This is a genomic window from Burkholderia oklahomensis C6786 (genome assembly GCF_000959365.1).
GTDB lineage: Bacteria > Pseudomonadota > Gammaproteobacteria > Burkholderiales > Burkholderiaceae > Burkholderia > Burkholderia oklahomensis.
In genome coordinates this window covers 546,569-561,157 of sequence record NZ_CP009556.1, presented here as the reverse complement: position 1 = coordinate 561,157, position 14,589 = coordinate 546,569, and the positions used below count along the sequence as shown (strand labels likewise).

General features: G+C 67.2%; 15 protein-coding genes. 10 read left to right on the top strand and 5 right to left on the bottom strand.

Annotated features, from left to right (window positions below; all coding sequences use genetic code 11):
* Positions 1-178 precede the first annotated feature (178 nt).
* The gene (locus BG90_RS20490; RefSeq protein ID WP_010117603.1) at positions 179-415 is read left to right on the top strand and encodes a hypothetical protein; all 237 of its coding nucleotides are present in this window, start codon (positions 179-181) and stop codon (positions 413-415) included.
* 22 nt (positions 416-437) lie between these two features.
* Here BG90_RS20490 and BG90_RS20485 read toward each other — a convergent pair whose 3' ends face one another.
* Positions 438-1,034 (bottom strand): undecaprenyl-diphosphatase, encoded by a 597-nt coding sequence (locus tag BG90_RS20485; protein ID WP_010117602.1) that lies wholly within the window; start codon positions 1,032-1,034, stop codon positions 438-440.
* A gap of 469 nt (positions 1,035-1,503) precedes the next feature.
* On the opposite strand from BG90_RS20485, the gene BG90_RS20480 reads away from it, so the two are divergent.
* From BG90_RS20480 to BG90_RS20445, 8 genes are all read left to right on the top strand, one after another.
* Positions 1,504-2,244 carry an acetoacetate decarboxylase gene (locus tag BG90_RS20480; RefSeq protein ID WP_010107305.1) on the top strand — a complete coding sequence of 247 codons (741 nt, stop codon included), beginning with the start codon at positions 1,504-1,506 and terminating at the stop codon, positions 2,242-2,244.
* A 46-nt stretch (positions 2,245-2,290) separates the two neighbouring features.
* Positions 2,291-3,076: a 3-hydroxybutyrate dehydrogenase gene (locus tag BG90_RS20475; RefSeq protein ID WP_045568375.1), complete on the top strand. Its 786-nt coding sequence runs from the start codon at positions 2,291-2,293 to the stop codon at positions 3,074-3,076.
* Positions 3,073-4,311 carry a DUF3734 domain-containing protein gene (locus BG90_RS20470; protein WP_010107303.1) on the top strand — a complete coding sequence of 413 codons (1,239 nt, stop codon included), beginning with the start codon at positions 3,073-3,075 and terminating at the stop codon, positions 4,309-4,311. The genes BG90_RS20475 and BG90_RS20470 overlap by 4 nt, the downstream gene beginning before the upstream one ends.
* Before the next feature lie 77 nt (positions 4,312-4,388).
* Entirely contained in the window at positions 4,389-4,853 is a 465-nt protein-coding gene (locus BG90_RS20465) for a hypothetical protein (RefSeq protein WP_010107302.1), read from the top strand.
* A gap of 480 nt (positions 4,854-5,333) precedes the next feature.
* Positions 5,334-6,194, top strand: a complete 861-nt coding sequence (locus tag BG90_RS20460) for a GNAT family N-acetyltransferase (protein ID WP_010117600.1) — start codon at positions 5,334-5,336, stop codon at positions 6,192-6,194.
* 38 nt (positions 6,195-6,232) lie between these two features.
* Complete coding sequence (locus tag BG90_RS20455; RefSeq protein WP_010117599.1) at positions 6,233-7,159, top strand: 2-hydroxyacid dehydrogenase; 927 nt, start codon at positions 6,233-6,235, stop codon at positions 7,157-7,159.
* A 412-nt stretch (positions 7,160-7,571) separates the two neighbouring features.
* Positions 7,572-8,972 (top strand): aminotransferase class III-fold pyridoxal phosphate-dependent enzyme, encoded by a 1,401-nt coding sequence (locus BG90_RS20450; protein ID WP_010117598.1) that lies wholly within the window; start codon positions 7,572-7,574, stop codon positions 8,970-8,972.
* 119 nt (positions 8,973-9,091) lie between these two features.
* Positions 9,092-9,586, top strand: coding sequence for an Lrp/AsnC family transcriptional regulator (locus BG90_RS20445; RefSeq protein ID WP_010117597.1), 495 nt, complete (start codon positions 9,092-9,094; stop codon positions 9,584-9,586).
* Positions 9,587-9,797: 211 nt separating this feature from the next.
* On the opposite strand, the gene BG90_RS20440 is transcribed toward BG90_RS20445, so the two are convergent.
* The 4 genes from BG90_RS20440 to BG90_RS20425 form a co-directional block, all read right to left on the bottom strand.
* A complete protein-coding gene (locus tag BG90_RS20440) occupies positions 9,798-10,640 on the bottom strand; it encodes a PhzF family phenazine biosynthesis protein (protein WP_010117596.1) in 843 nt (280 codons plus the stop codon).
* Positions 10,641-10,703: 63 nt separating this feature from the next.
* On the bottom strand, positions 10,704-11,327 hold the full coding sequence (locus BG90_RS20435) for a glutathione S-transferase family protein (RefSeq protein WP_010117595.1): 624 nt from the start codon (positions 11,325-11,327) through the stop codon (positions 10,704-10,706).
* A gap of 133 nt (positions 11,328-11,460) precedes the next feature.
* Complete coding sequence (locus tag BG90_RS20430) at positions 11,461-12,138, bottom strand: methyltransferase family protein (protein WP_010107296.1); 678 nt, start codon at positions 12,136-12,138, stop codon at positions 11,461-11,463.
* A gap of 265 nt (positions 12,139-12,403) precedes the next feature.
* Positions 12,404-13,321, bottom strand: a complete 918-nt coding sequence (locus tag BG90_RS20425; protein ID WP_010117594.1) for a LysR substrate-binding domain-containing protein — start codon at positions 13,319-13,321, stop codon at positions 12,404-12,406.
* 129 nt (positions 13,322-13,450) lie between these two features.
* Here BG90_RS20425 and BG90_RS20420 point away from each other — a divergent pair, with 129 nt between their 5' ends.
* Complete coding sequence (locus BG90_RS20420) at positions 13,451-14,569, top strand: tartrate dehydrogenase (protein WP_232288907.1); 1,119 nt, start codon at positions 13,451-13,453, stop codon at positions 14,567-14,569.
* Positions 14,570-14,589: the final 20 nt, after the last annotated feature.

Sequence of the window (14,589 nt, the reverse complement as noted above, 5' to 3'; positions counted from 1 at the left end):
GGCACGCGGCCGGTTCGGCGAAGCCGTCGCGGCACACGTCGGCGTACTCCGGGGCAAAGTGGCCCGCGCCGCCTGTGATCCGAATATCGAAAAAGCACGACGCGCGTCACTGCATTTTTCCGCGTCGAATGAGAACGAGACCGCGCGACCTCGCGCGTCGTCACCCGGATACGCGACCATGACTCGCCACCACACCCACGCAGGCATCCCGAAGACGCTCAGAATCGCCGGCTATTGCGGACTCGCCGCAATCGCGCTCGCGCTGTTCGTCGCGATGTGCGCGATCCTGAAAGACAGTGCGCTCGATCGTGAAGCCGCGCGCCAGCTGCAGACCGAAAACGTCGAATTGCACGGCGGCGCCGACGTCGCGCCGAGCTCGACGAACGACACCGCCCAGACGAGAACGCCCGGTTGATTCGGATTCCCGTCGATTATCGTCAGTCGAGTCGAATCGACCGCTCGTGCAATCGCGTGAACGCGACCGCATGCACGGATTCGCCGATCCGGTCGAGCAGCGCCGTCACCGGACGGCCGTACAGATGAGCGGCAAGCGCGCCGGCGGTTCCGACGAGCGCGCCGCCCGCGATGTCGAGCGGCCAGTGCACGCCGACGTAGATGCGCCCCCACCCGACCACCGCCGCGATGACGGCGAGCGCGACGCCCGCCGCGCGCGTCGTGCTCGCGATGAGCAGGCCCGCCGCGACGCTGCAGACGAAGGTCGCGTGATCGCTCGGAAACGAGCCGTCCGGCGCGTGCGGAATCAACTGCGTGCCGACGCCGAGCACGAACGGCCGCGGCGAATACCAGAAGTGGCCGATCACCTGCGCGAGCGCGAGCGCGACACATGCGCCGACGCCCGCTTCGATCGCCTGGCGACGCGTCGGGCGCGCGCCCATCACCCAGGTCAACAGCAGCAGCGCGGGCACCGCATAGACGAGCCAATCGGCGGCGAACACGCCGAATCGAACGGCGGCGAGATGCGGAGCGGAACCCGCATTGAGCGCGGAAAAGACAGCGAGATTGAAGTTTTGCATGGGACTGAAACGGTAGCGAATCGAACGGCACCGGGTCACCGGTCCGAACGATGCTAGGACGCGCACGCTTAAGAAAGGCTTAACCCGGAGCGCCGCGAGATCGAAAGGAAAATCGAAAATTCTACAACGCGCTTCTTCGAGGACGGTCCTTCCCCAAAAGTTCAATCGCGCGTGTCGCGCGACGCAGCATGCGGTTTCGCGCCGTCGTTCACATTCGTTTCACGTGTCCCGTAAATGCTCACCATAGCCCCCGAAAAGACTCACCCTTTGCCGCGCCGGAGCGCCGGCGATTCGCTGTCCGTCACCCGCCGGCGCGCATTCGTTACGGCCTCCGCAACACTGTCAATATTTGTCATTTCACTGCGTCGATTTGCGCAATAATCTTTTCCAGTTGCGGCATCGCACAATCGATTCGCAGAGGCATACGATATCGGCACCCCGCCAACGAAGCGATCAACAAGGAGTTCGCATGAAGCCCAGCCAAGTCCGATCGAAAGCATTCGCGATGCCTCTCACGAGCCCGGCGTTTCCGATGGGCCCTTATCGTTTCGTCAATCGGGAATTCCTGATCATCACCTACCGCACCGACATCGACCGCCTCCGCGAAATCGTGCCGGAACCGCTGGAAGTCAAGGAACCGCTCGTCCATTACGAATTCATCCGGATGCCCGATTCAACCGGGTTCGGCGATTACACCGAGAGCGGCCAGGTGATCCCCGTCGAGTACAACGGCCAGCCGGGCGGCTACACGCTCGCGATGTATCTGAACGATCACCCGCCGATCGCGGGCGGCCGCGAATTGTGGGGATTCCCGAAGAAACTCGCGCAGCCGACGCTGGAAACGCACATCGACACGCTGCTCGGCACGCTCGACTACGGCCCCGTGCGCGTCGCGACGGGCACGATGGGCTACAAGCACAAGGAGCTCGATCTCGACGAGCAGCAGAAGCGCCTCGCCGGCGCGAATTTCCTGCTGAAGATCATTCCGCACGTCGACGGCTCGGCGCGCGTCTGCGAGCTCGTGCGCTACTACTTGCAGGACATCAAGATGAAAGGCGCGTGGACGGGCCCCGCGTCGCTGCAGCTCGCGCCGCATGCGCTCGCGCCCGTCGCCGATCTGCCGGTGCTCGAGGTCGTCGAAGCGCGGCATCTGATGGCCGATTTGACGCTCGGCCTCGGCGAAGTCGTCTACGATTACCTCGCGCAGTGACGCGCGCCGCATCCTTCCCTACTACTTTCTGGACAGGAATTCGATCATGAGCAATCTGAATGGCAAGACCGCAGTCGTGACGGGCGCAGCAAGCGGCATCGGCAAGGAAATCGCGCTGGAGCTCGCGCGCGCGGGCGCCGCGGTCGCGATCGCCGATCTGAATCAGGACGGCGCGAACGCGGTCGCCGAGCAGATCGGGCAGGCGGGCGGCAAGGCGATCGGCGTCGCGATGGACGTGACGAACGAGGACGCGGTCAACCGCGGCATCGACAAGGTCGCGGAGACGTTCGGCTCGGTCGACATCCTGGTGTCGAACGCGGGCATCCAGATCGTCAATCCGATCGAGAACTACTCGTTCGCCGACTGGAAGAAGATGCAGGCGATTCACGTCGACGGCGCGTTCCTGACGACGAAGGCCGCGCTCAAGCACATGTACCAGGACGATCGCGGCGGCGTCGTGATCTACATGGGCTCGGTGCATTCGCACGAGGCGTCGCCGCTGAAGTCGGCGTACGTGACGGCGAAGCACGGGCTGCTGGGTCTCGCGCGCGTGCTGGCGAAGGAAGGCGCGAAGCACAACGTGCGCTCGCACGTCGTGTGTCCGGGCTTCGTGCGCACGCCGCTCGTCGACAAGCAGATTCCGGAGCAGGCGAAGGAGCTCGGGATCAGCGAAGAGGAAGTCGTGAAGAAGGTGATGCTCGGCAATACGGTCGACGGCGTGTTCACGACCGTCGAGGACGTCGCGAAGACGGTGCTGTTTCTATCGGCGTTTCCGAGCGCGGCGCTGACCGGCCAGTCGTTCATCGTCAGCCACGGCTGGTTCATGCAATGAAGCCGCGCGCCCGTACCGAAAAGCAGGCCGTCGATCCGGCGGACCTGCACAACGAAGCAAGCGTGCCGCACACGCTCGAGCAGGCGCACGCGCCGTTTCACGATCTGCCGTACGAAACGATCGCGCTCGTGCTGCAAGGCGGCGGCGCGCTCGGCGCGTATCAGGCCGGCGTATTCGAAGGACTGCACGAAGCAGGCATGCCGCTCAACTGGATCGCCGGCATTTCGATCGGCGCGCTGAACACCGCGCTGATCGCCGGCAATCCGCCCGAGCGGCGCGTCGAACGGCTGCGCGAGTTCTGGAACACGATCTGCCAGCCCGCGTTCTTCCCCGCGCTGCCGGCCGTGTTCGAAGCCGCGCTGTTCAACAGCCACGATTACGTGCGCACGTTCTTCACCGCGAGCCAGGCGGCGAGCGCGGTCGTGCAAGGACAGCGCGGCTTCTTCGTGCCGCGCTTCCCGCCGCCGCTGCCGGGCGCGACGCATCCGCCGGAGAAGGTCAGCTATTACGACACGTCCGCGCTGCGCTCGACGCTCCTCAAGCTGTGCGACTTCGACCGGATCAATTCGGGCGAAACGCGCGTGTCGGTCGGCGCGGTGAACGTCGGTACGGGCAACTTCATCTACTTCGACAACACGAAGACGACGCTGCGTCCCGAGCATTTCATGGCGTCGGGCGCGCTGCCGCCCGCGTTTCCGCCCGTCGAGATCGACGGCGAGTTCTACTGGGACGGCGGCATCGTATCGAACACGCCGCTGATGGAAGTGCTGCGCGCGACGCCGCGCCGCGACACGCTCGCGTTCCAGGTCGACCTGTGGAGCGCGCGCGGGCCGCTGCCGGAATCGATGAACGAAGTGACCGAGCGCACGAAGGACGTTCAGTATTCGAGCCGCACGCGCCTGATCACCGACACGCTGCAACGCGAGCAGCGCTTTCGCAACGTGCTGCGGCGCGTGCTCGACCAGGTGCCCGACGACCTGCGCAAGAACGATCCGTGGTGCCAGCAGGCCGAGACGCTATCGTGCAGCAAGCGCTACAACGTCCAGCATCTGATCTATGAGCAGAAGGCGTACGAGCAGCACTACAAGGACTATCAGTTCGGCGCGTCGACGATGCGCGACCACTGGTCGGCGGGCCTCGCGGACATCCGCAAGACGCTCGCCGTGAAGGACGGCCTCGCGCTGCCGGACAACGACGCGGGCTTCGTCACGCACGACATTCACCGGATCCGGTAACGTTCTTCGCTCGCGGCCGGCGCGCGCCGGCCGCGCATTCCTTTGCCGCCCTTCCTTGCCGCATCCGCACCTTCACCATGCCGATTCTGATCGTTCTGTTCGCGCTCGTCGCATTGATCTGGGGCGCCGTCTATACGTTTCATGCGATCGCCGCGCGCTTCGGCGGCGCCGTCGCGATCGGCGCGGCGGTCGTCGCGGCAGCCGTGATCGCCGCGGCGGTCGCGCGCTGGGCTCGGCGGCGGCGCGACGTCGCGCCGAACACGCGCGAGGACGGCTGGACCCACGTGCTTCGGCGCGCGTGGGGCGATCTGCGCGTATCGGCGACGAAGGGGTTGCTATGGCTGTCGCAGGACGGCGCCGACGGCCGCTACACGCTCACTGATCTGAGCGGCTGTCGCGCGGAAGCGCTCGACGGCCGCTGGTATCTGGTCGTCGCCGTGCGCGACGATCGACGCGCCGAATGGAAGCTGCCGATGGACGACAAGCGCGACGCGCTGCGCTGGGAACGGGTGTTGACGCTCGCGAAGCGGCAGCGCCTGTGAGGTGCGCGCGGTGGGCCGACGCACACGTGGAACGAATCGTCGCGCGATGCGCGAATCGGCAAGCGCCGTCGCGAGCCGCGAACGACGCGGTGCGCCGGGCGGAAGCCCGCCGATGACCGGCGATGGCGACGCGCCGCGCCGGATTTGCCGACGCTCAGGCAACGGCGCGCCGCCCATCGGCTGACGCCTTGAACGTCGCGATCGGACGATACGCATGCCGATCCGAACGAATCGGCGGCGCCTGTCATGGCAGGCGAGCCATATCGAGTTGATGTCCGCCGGCCCATCGGCCGAACACCGAACACCGAACACCGAACACCGAACACCGAACGCAACGAGCATAATCAGGGTCGAAATCGCCGCGCCCGAAATCCACGGAAGAAAAACGCCCGCGCCGCCGAAAACAAGCGGATCGTCCTATCCGCCCCCTGGCGCGCCTGCCACAGTAGCGGCGTCAGCCTTTTCAAACCGGAGTCCAGCGTGGCCGAAACCAACGCCTCCCGCACGCTCACCTTTCGCCCGTTCGCCCAGGACGATGTCGACACCGCCCAGCGCCTGTCCAGCGGCTTCCAGTGGCCGCATCGCGTCGACGACTGGCGCTTCGTCGCGAAGCTCGGCAGCGGCTTCGTCGCCGCGGACGAAAGCGGCGTGATCGGCACCGCGCTCGGCTGGCGCTACGGCGATGCACACGCGTCGCTCGGCATGGTGATCGTCGCGCCGGACCAGCAAGGCCGCGGCATCGGTCGCGCTCTGCTCGCGCGGATCATCGACGATCTCGGCGAGCGCACGACGTTCCTGCACGCGACGCCCGCGGGCGCGCCGCTCTACGCGAAGTTCGGCTTCAAGCCGATCGGCACCATCGAGCAGCATCAGGGCGCCGCGTGCCATCCGCCGCTGATTTCGCTGCCGCCCGGCGAGCGCCTGCGGCCGATCGGCGTCAACGACACGCCGCGCCTCGGCGCACTCGCGTCGCGCGCGTGCGGCTACGACCGCGGCGCCGTGATCGACGCGCTGCTCGACGTCGCGAGCGGAATCGCGCTCGACCGCGACGGCGAGCTGCTCGGCTTCGCGCTGTTCCGCCGCTTCGGCCGCGGTCACGTGATCGGCCCGGTGATCGCGCCGGACGCACTGCGCGCGCAGGCGCTGATCAGCCACTGGCTCGCGCTGCACACCGGCATGTTCGTGCGGATCGACGTGCCAGGCGACAGCGGCCTGACCGGCTGGCTCGAAGGGCTCGGGCTGCGGCACGTCGACTCGGGTCTCGCGATGGTGCGCGGCGAGGCGCCCGAACGCGATCCGTCGCTGCGGCAATTCGCGGTCGTCAATCAGGCGCTCGGCTGATCCCGCGCGATCGCCGCGGCAACCGCACGCTTCATCCGATGACTTTCGTCTACAAGGCCGATCCGGCGCGCGGCGCGCAATGGGCGCGCCTTTTCGCGGAGAAGGCGCCGGACGTCCCGTTCCGTCTGTGGCCGGACGTCGGCGACCCGGCCGCCGTCCGCTATCTGGCCGCGTGGCAGCCGCCCGACGATCCGCTGCGGCTGATGCCGAATCTCGAAGTCGTGTTCTCGGTCGGCGCGGGCGTCGATCAGTTCGATCTGTCGCGCGTGCCCGCGCACCTCCCGGTCGTGCGGATGATCGAGCCGGGGATCGTCGAAGGAATGGTCGAATACGTGACGCAGGCCGTGCTGACGATTCATCGCGACCTGCTCGACTACGCGATGCTGCAACGCATGCAAATGTGGCGAGCGAAGCCCGTGCGCGCCGCCGCGTCGCGGCGCATCGGCGTGCTCGGCCTCGGGATGCTCGGTCAGGCGGTGCTCGACGCGCTGCGCCGCTTCGGCTTTCCTTGCGCCGGCTGGAGCCGCTCGCCGCGCACGCTGGAAGGCGTCGAATGCTACGCGGGCAAAGCGGGGCTCGCCGCGCTGCTCGCGCGCTCGGACATCCTCATTTGCCTGCTGCCGCTCACGCCCGAAACGCGCGGGCTGCTCGACACGCCCGTGTTCGACGCGCTGCCCGACGGCGCGTCGCTGATCCAGGCCGGGCGCGGCCCGCAGCTCGTCGAAGCGGCGCTCCTCGAGGCGCTCGCGTCGGGCAAGCTCGACAGCGCGATCGTCGACGTTGCGGATCCCGAGCCGCTGCCGGCGGGCCATCCGTTCTGGACGCATCCGCGCATCCGGATCACGCCGCACATCGCAAGCGCGACGCGGCCCGACACCGCGGTCGAGGCGGTGCTCGCGAATCTCGCGCGGCATCGCGCGGGAGAGCCGATGGTCGGCGTCGTCGATCGCGCGCGCGGTTATTGAGCGCCTGTCGGGGCGTCTCGCCGATCGCGCTGCGCTCGGCGCGTGGATCCCGGCGCATAGGCACCGGCACCGAGCCTGCACGCCGCGCGCGACGCAACGTGCGATTCCCTCGCTGCCCGCGACGCATTCGCATACCGCGCGCTGCGCCGTGAATACATGCGGCTCACGCATCCGCGCGCACGTTCCGCGACACGACATGCGACCAACACGGCCGCGCGCCCCCTTGCCGCATACGCACGACGCACGTTCCGCCGCGTCCATTCCGCCGCAACCGACGCAGCAGAAAATGCCGTCCCGCCCCGCATAAACGCCGTATCCGTACGTTTCCGCGCGGCAATTGGATGCGCGTGTGAATTGCCCGATCGGTAGCATGGATCCACACCGTTTTGTTCGAACGAGGGCCCGCGCCGCCATGACCATTCCATCGTTGATCGAAGCCGATCGCCAGCATCTGATCCATCCCGTCGTCAGTTACCGCGCGCACGAGGCGCGCGGCGTCACCGTGCTAGATTCCGCCGACGGCGCGCTCCTGCGCGACATCGAAGGCAACGAACTCCTCGACGCGTTCTCGGGCCTCTGGTGCGTGAACGTCGGCTACGGCCGCGACAGCATCGTCAAGGTCGCGACCGAGCAGATGACGCGCCTGCCGTACGCGACCGCGTACTTCCACTTCGGCTCCGCGCCCGCGATCGAGCTCGCCGAGAAGCTGACCGCGCTCGCGCCGAAATCGCTCACGCGCGTCTACTTCACGCTCGGCGGCTCGGACGCCGTCGATTCGGCGCTGCGCTTCATCACGCATTACTTCAACGCGACGGGCCGCCCGCGGAAGAAACACGTGATCGCGCTCGAGCGCGGCTATCACGGTTCGTCGTCGGTCGGCGCGGGGCTCACCGCGCTCGCGACGTTCCATCGCCACTTCGACGTTCCGCAGCCGACCCAGCATCACATCGAATCGCCGTACGCGTACCGCCATCCGGCGGGCGACGACGACGCCGCGCTGATCGCCGCGTCGGTCGCGGCGCTCGAAGCGAAGGTCGCGGAACTGGGCGCCGATCGCGTCGCCGCGTTCTTCTGCGAGCCGGTGCAGGGCTCGGGCGGCGTGATCGTGCCGCCCGTCGGCTGGCTCAAGGCGATGCGCGACGCGTGCAAGCGGCTCGGCATCCTGTTCGTCGCCGACGAAGTCATTACCGGCTTCGGCCGCACCGGCCCGCTCTTCGCGTGCGAGGCCGAAGGCGTCGAGCCCGATCTGATGACGGTCGCGAAGGGCCTGACGGCGGGCTACGCGCCGATGGGCGCGGTGCTGATGTCCGACGAGATCTATCAGGCGATCGCCGACGGCGGCGGCATGGACTCCGCGATCGGTCATGGCCACACGTATTCCGCGCATCCGGTGAGTGCGGCGATCGCGCTCGAAGTGCTGCGCCTCTATCACGAAGACGGGTTGCTCGAAAACGGCATCGCGCACGCGCCGCGCTTCGCGCGCGAGCTCGACGCGCTGCGCGCGCATCCGCTCGTCGGCGACGCGCGCGCGCGCGGGCTGCTCGGCGCGCTCGAGCTCGTCGCCGACAAGACGAGCAAGGCGCGTTTCGATCCGTCGCTCAATCTGTCCGAGCGGATCGCGGCCGCCGCGCACCGCAACCGCGTCGTGTTCCGCGCGTTCAACGACGGCATCCTCGGCTTCGCGCCCGCACTCAGCTACACGGACGGCGATTTCGACCTGCTGTTCTCGCGGCTGCGCACGACGCTCGACGAGGTGCTCGCCGAAGCCGACGTGCAGCGCGCGCTCGAAGCGGCGCACGCGCAGGCCGCTTGACGCCGCGACGCGCGGAGTGTTCCGAATATTCGGGACACTTGGGGAAACGCTGCCTTGTGGCCGCAATTTTGTGACCGTAAAGTAACCGGACGTTTACTCTTCATTTTTCCGACGCCGTGATGATGGGCGATTGCAAGCTGGACAAGATCGATCTGCGCATACTCGCGCAGCTGCAAAAGCGCGGCCGCATCACCAACGTCGAGTTGGCGGATGCGGTCGGCCTGTCGCCGAGCCCGTGCCTGATACGGGTGAAGCGTCTGGAAAAGGCGGGGTATATCGCCGGTTACGGCGCGGACATTCAGCTCGAGAAGCTCGGCGACGTGCAGATCGTGTTCACCGAAGTCACACTCGCCGATCACCGCCGCGAGGACTTCGACCGCTTCGTCGCGGCGATCCGCAACGTCGACAAGATCGTCGAATGCCACCTCGCGAGCGGCGGCTACGACTATTTGCTGAAGTTCGTCACGCGCAGCGTGAGCCACTATCAGACGATCATCGAAGGGCTGCTCGAGCGCAACATCGGCATCGAGAAGTACTTCAGCTACGTGATCATCAAGTCGCCGTTCGTGAAGCGGCACTATCCGCTCGAAGCGCTGTTCGCCGATCGGCATTGATGTGCCGGAAAGCCCGATTTTGCCGGCGTTCGGCGAACGGGCGGCCCGCTTCGGACGCGCCTGCATCAGCTCCCGAAAAATCTCACCTTTGGACGAAAAACGCGCCGGCGCGGGCCGCGAGCGCACCTGCCGGACGCGCGCCGACGGCCGTTCTCGCAGGCTGCCGGGCCACGGCCGCTGTCACTGCGACTGCCGCAGCGGTCGCCGTTCGTCAGAACGTCACGCGCCCTTCGAGATAGAACACGCACGATCCTTCGAGCTCGACGCGCTCGCCGATCAACCGGCAGCGCAGCTCGCCGCCGCGCGGCGACGCCTGATGCGCGCGAAACGCGGTCTTGCCGAGCCGCGCCGCCCAGTACGGCGCGAGCGCGCAATGCGCGCTGCCCGTCACCGGATCTTCCGGCACGCCCTTCGCCGGCGCGAAATAGCGGCTGACGAAGTCGTAGTCGCTGCCGTCCGCGGCCGTCACGATCACGCCGCTGCGATCGAGCGCCGCGAGCGCGGCCATGTCCGGATTCAGCGCGCGCACCGCCTGCACGCTCGCGAGCCTCACGAGATAGACGAACGCGTTCGCCTGCACGTCTTCGAGCGCGGCCGCGCCGAGTGCGCCGGCGAGTTGCGCACGCGCGCCGCTCGGCATGGTCGGCCGGGCCGGGAAGTCCATCCGATAGCCGCTCGGCGTGCGATCGACGGTCAACGGTCCGCTTGCCGTGTCGAACACGACGCGCTCGCGCGCCGGCTCGATCCGCTCCATCACGACGGCGGCGCTCGCGAGCGTCGCGTGCCCGCAAAGCGGCACTTCGACCCGCGGCGTGAACCAGCGCAGCCGGTAATCGGATGCGTGCGGCACGACGAACGCCGTTTCCGCGAGATTGTTCTCCGCCGCGATCGCCTGCATCGCAACGTCGTCCGGAAAGTGTTCGAGCAATACAACGGCTGCGGGATTGCCTGCGAAGCGCCGGTTCGCGAACGCATCGACTTGATAGATGGGCGCCGAGGTCGTCGGGTCAGCCGCGCGGCCGGCATTCGCGTTTCCTGTGTTCACTGCGTTCATCGCGTTCGTCGTTCGGGTCTTGGCAATCGATGGACAAAGGTGAGCGCACGGCGATGCCGACGCTCACGGCAAGCCGTTGCCGCAATGCTCGGCGAAGCCCGGTCGCGCGGCGAGCCGATCGAAGTACGCGGATACCGCCGGGAAATCCGGCTTGTCGAACGGCGTGCGGAGCCAGCGGTTGATCGACAGGCCGATCACGATGTCGGCGAGCGTGTAGTCGGAACCGGCGACGAACGCGCCCGTCGCTTCGAGCCGCGCGTTCAGGATCGCCATGTGCCGCGTCCAGCTCTCGCACGACGCGCGGATTTCCGCTTGATCGCGATGGCTCGGCGCGTTGCGCACGAGCGCGAGGAACGCATAGCTCCACGCGCGGTTCAGCGCGGTCGTCTGCCAATCGAGCCATTGATCGACGCGCGCCCGTCCATGCGGCGCGGCCGGATACAGATGCGCGCCGCCGTACTGGTTCGCCAGATAGCGGACGATTGCGTTCGATTCCCAAAGCACGAAATCGCCGTCCACGAGCACCGGCACGAGGCCGTTCGGGTTCAGCGCGAGGAATTCGGGCGTCTGCGTCGACCGGAAGCCTGCGCCCCAGTCTTCGCGTTCGAACCCAAGCTGCAATTCGGCGCACGTCCACAGCACCTTGCGGACGTTGATTGACGGCGCCTTACCGAGCACTTTCAGCATGACGAACCACCTCGTTCGATGAAAACTCCGACGATTGTAGAGGCGCACGCGCGATGCCGACAGGTACGGTTCGCTGCGCGCGGACCGATGCGCTTGCAAGCCGCGCGCAAGCGTCTTTGCGATTCCGCCGGCGTCACCAGACGCGCGGCACGAGCCGCCAGCGCACGCGCTCGCAATACGCACGATAGCCGTCGAGGTGCACGCTCAAGTAGCGCTCTTCGTCGATGAGCCGCGCGACGACGCCCGCCGCGAGCACCGCGGCGAACGGCCAGGCCCATGCCGACTGCGCGGCGATCGGGCTCCCGAAAAATATCACCATTGCGCCGGAGTACATCGGGTGACGAACGAAACGGTACGGGCCCGACGAGATCACCGTCTGCCCGCGCTTGACCTCGACGATGCTCGACGCGAAGCGGTTCTCGCGCAGCACCGCGAAGCAGATCGCGAAGCCCGCGATCACGAGCGCGTTGCCGAACACGACCGCGCGCCAATCGACGGGCATCCGAGCGACGCGCCATTCGGCGCCCATCGCGACGACGAGCCCGAAGCTCGCGATGCTCACGATGCCGAGAATGATCTTCTGGCTGAGCTCGCGCTCCGCGCGCACGCCGACGCGCATCCGGCTCTCGACGAGCGCCGGATCGTGCTTGAGAAAATAGAGGGCGAGCAAGGTCGTGGCCCCGGAGAACACGAGCCAGTAGATCCAGCCCTGCCAGTAACGCAGCGAGCCCGCCGACGCGAAGATCAGCACGGCGAGCGCCGCGACGAAACGCGCCTGCGCGCCGAGCGCGCGCTTCGATAGCGTGTTCATTGCAGGTTCCTCCTTCTAGTGACGCGCGACGTCGGCAGGCTTTGCGTCATGCGTCATGCGTCGTGAGTCATGCGTCACGCATCGCGCGTCGATTCGCGAGTCGACGTCGGTTGCCGGTTGATCGGTCAGTTAGTTGCGCAAGCATCTGCGGTTGCAAGCCGAACACCGACCATCGCGCATCGATCATTGCCCGCCGATCGTTACGCGTCGATCAACGCCCGGTTCTTGCCGCATGCCCGTTCGCCGTTCGCCGTTCGCCAGACGATTATCCGCCGTTCGCGTATTTGTTCAGATGTGCGAACGCATCGGCCAGAAAATCGACGCACACGCGCACCTTCGCCGAAGCCGCGAGCCGCGCCGGATAGACGGCCCACACGTTCGCCGGCTGAATCGCATCGGGCAGCACGCGCTTGAGCTCGCCGCTCGCGAGCAGCGGCCCCGCTTCCCAGATCGAGCGCAGCACGATTCCGCGTCCGGCAAGCGCCCATTGCACGGCGACCTCGCCGTGATTCGTCGACAACGCGCCGCCGACCTTCACCGACGACGTCTCGCCGCGCGTCGTGAGCCGCCATACGCCGAACGGATGATCGCGCTCCTTGATCGCGAGGCACTGATGCGCGGCGAGATCCGCGAGCTGGCGCGGCGTGCCGTATCGCGCGAGATACGCGGGCGACGCGCACAGCACCCGGTAGTTCGTCGCGAGCCGCTTCGCGATCAGGTGATCGGCGATCTCGTCGCCGATCCGGATGTCGAGATCGAAGCCTTCGCCCGCGACGTCGACGAGCCGGTCGAACAGATCGAGCCGCACGTTGAGCTGCGGATAGCGCTCGTTGAAGTTGAGCAGCGCGGGAGCGAGCACGTGCCGGCCGAAGCCGAAGCTGCTCGAGATCCGCAGCGTGCCGCGCGGGACGTTGCGGGTCGTCGACACGTCTTCGACGAGATGGTCGACGTCGTCGAGGATCTTCTCGGTCCACGCATAGACGCGCTCGCCGGCCTCCGTCACCGCGACGCGGCGCGTCGAGCGGTGCAGCAGCCGCGTGCCGAGCTGCTTTTCGAGCAGCGCGACGCGCTTGCTGACGTACGCGGGCGACACCGCGAGCTGCTCGGCGGCCGCGCTGAAGCTCGCGAGCCGCACGACGACGCTGAAAACGCGCAGGTCGTCGAGGTTCGGCGCATTGTTCACGATTCGTGGAAAGTCGATTAACCGAATGGCCGATTTTAATCCTGTCAGAAATAAATAAAATGCGTGGATCGACAATGGCGCGCGTCCCGGCGACCGCGCCCCTTATGCCGCTCGCGCCCGGCTCTGCCGATGCGGACGGCTCGACACGACGAGGAATCCAGCATGAATGACAAGGTATACAAGATCGCCGTCATCCCCGGCGACGGGATCGGCGTGGAAGTGATGCCCGAGGGGCTGCGCGCGCTCGACGCGGTGAGCCGCCGCTTCGGCCTGCGCTTCGAATACAAGCCGATCGAATGGGCGAACTGCGACTACTACGCGAAGCACGGCCGGATGATGCCCGACGACTGGAAAACGCAACTTTCCGGCATGGACGCGCTGCTGTTCGGCGCGGTCGGCTGGCCCGAGACGGTGCCGGATCACGTGTCGCTGTGGGGGTCGCTGCTCAAGTTCCGCCGCGAATTCGATCAATACATCAATCTGCGTCCCGCGCGCCTGTTCGACGGCGTGCCGTGCCCGCTCGCCGGCCGCAAGGCGGGCGACATCGATTTCATGATCGTCCGCGAGAACACCGAAGGCGAGTATTCGGCCGTCGGCGGCGCGATGTTCGAAGGCACCGACCGCGAATTCGTCGTCCAGCAGGCGGTGTTCACGCGGCTCGGCACCGAGCGCGTGATGAAGTTCGCGTTCGAGCTCGCGCAGCGCCGCGCGAAGCAGCTCACCGTCGCGACGAAGAGCAACGGCATCGCGATCAGCATGCCGTGGTGGGACGCGCGCGCGGCGGAGATGGCCGCGCGCTATCCGGACGTCGCGTGGGACAAGCAGCACATCGACATCCTGTGCGCGCGCTTCGTGATGCAGCCGGACCGCTTCGACGTCGTCGTCGCGTCGAATCTGTTCGGCGACATCCTGTCCGACCTCGGCCCCGCATGCACCGGCACGATCGGCATCGCGCCGTCGGCGAACCTGAACCCCGAGCGCAAGTTTCCGTCGCTGTTCGAGCCGGTGCACGGCTCCGCGCCGGACATCGCGGGCAAGCACGTCGCGAATCCGATCGCGATGATCTGGTCGGCCGCGATGATGGTCGATTTCCTCGGCGAAGGCGTCGGCCGCGCCCGCGAAGCGCACGACGCGATCGTCGCCGCGATCGAGCACGTGCTGAAGCACGGCCCGCGCACGGGCGATCTGGGCGGCCGCGCGTCGACGAGCGAAGTCGGCGACGCGATCGTCGCGCATCTGCTCGGCTGATCGCCGCGCGTCGTCTCAAC

Coding starts and splice junctions, on each gene's coding strand:
- BG90_RS20490 (WP_010117603.1), top strand. CDS start 179: ATGACTCGCCACCACACCCACGCAGGCATCCCGAAGACGCTCAGAATC.
- BG90_RS20485 (WP_010117602.1), bottom strand. CDS start 1,034: ATGCAAAACTTCAATCTCGCTGTCTTTTCCGCGCTCAATGCGGGTTCC.
- BG90_RS20480 (WP_010107305.1), top strand. CDS start 1,504: ATGAAGCCCAGCCAAGTCCGATCGAAAGCATTCGCGATGCCTCTCACG.
- BG90_RS20475 (WP_045568375.1), top strand. CDS start 2,291: ATGAGCAATCTGAATGGCAAGACCGCAGTCGTGACGGGCGCAGCAAGC.
- BG90_RS20470 (WP_010107303.1), top strand. CDS start 3,073: ATGAAGCCGCGCGCCCGTACCGAAAAGCAGGCCGTCGATCCGGCGGAC.
- BG90_RS20465 (WP_010107302.1), top strand. CDS start 4,389: ATGCCGATTCTGATCGTTCTGTTCGCGCTCGTCGCATTGATCTGGGGC.
- BG90_RS20455 (WP_010117599.1), top strand. CDS start 6,233: ATGACTTTCGTCTACAAGGCCGATCCGGCGCGCGGCGCGCAATGGGCG.
- BG90_RS20450 (WP_010117598.1), top strand. CDS start 7,572: ATGACCATTCCATCGTTGATCGAAGCCGATCGCCAGCATCTGATCCAT.
- BG90_RS20445 (WP_010117597.1), top strand. CDS start 9,092: ATGATGGGCGATTGCAAGCTGGACAAGATCGATCTGCGCATACTCGCG.
- BG90_RS20440 (WP_010117596.1), bottom strand. CDS start 10,640: ATGAACGCAGTGAACACAGGAAACGCGAATGCCGGCCGCGCGGCTGAC.
- BG90_RS20435 (WP_010117595.1), bottom strand. CDS start 11,327: ATGCTGAAAGTGCTCGGTAAGGCGCCGTCAATCAACGTCCGCAAGGTG.
- BG90_RS20430 (WP_010107296.1), bottom strand. CDS start 12,138: ATGAACACGCTATCGAAGCGCGCGCTCGGCGCGCAGGCGCGTTTCGTC.
- BG90_RS20420 (WP_232288907.1), top strand. CDS start 13,451: ATGCGGACGGCTCGACACGACGAGGAATCCAGCATGAATGACAAGGTA.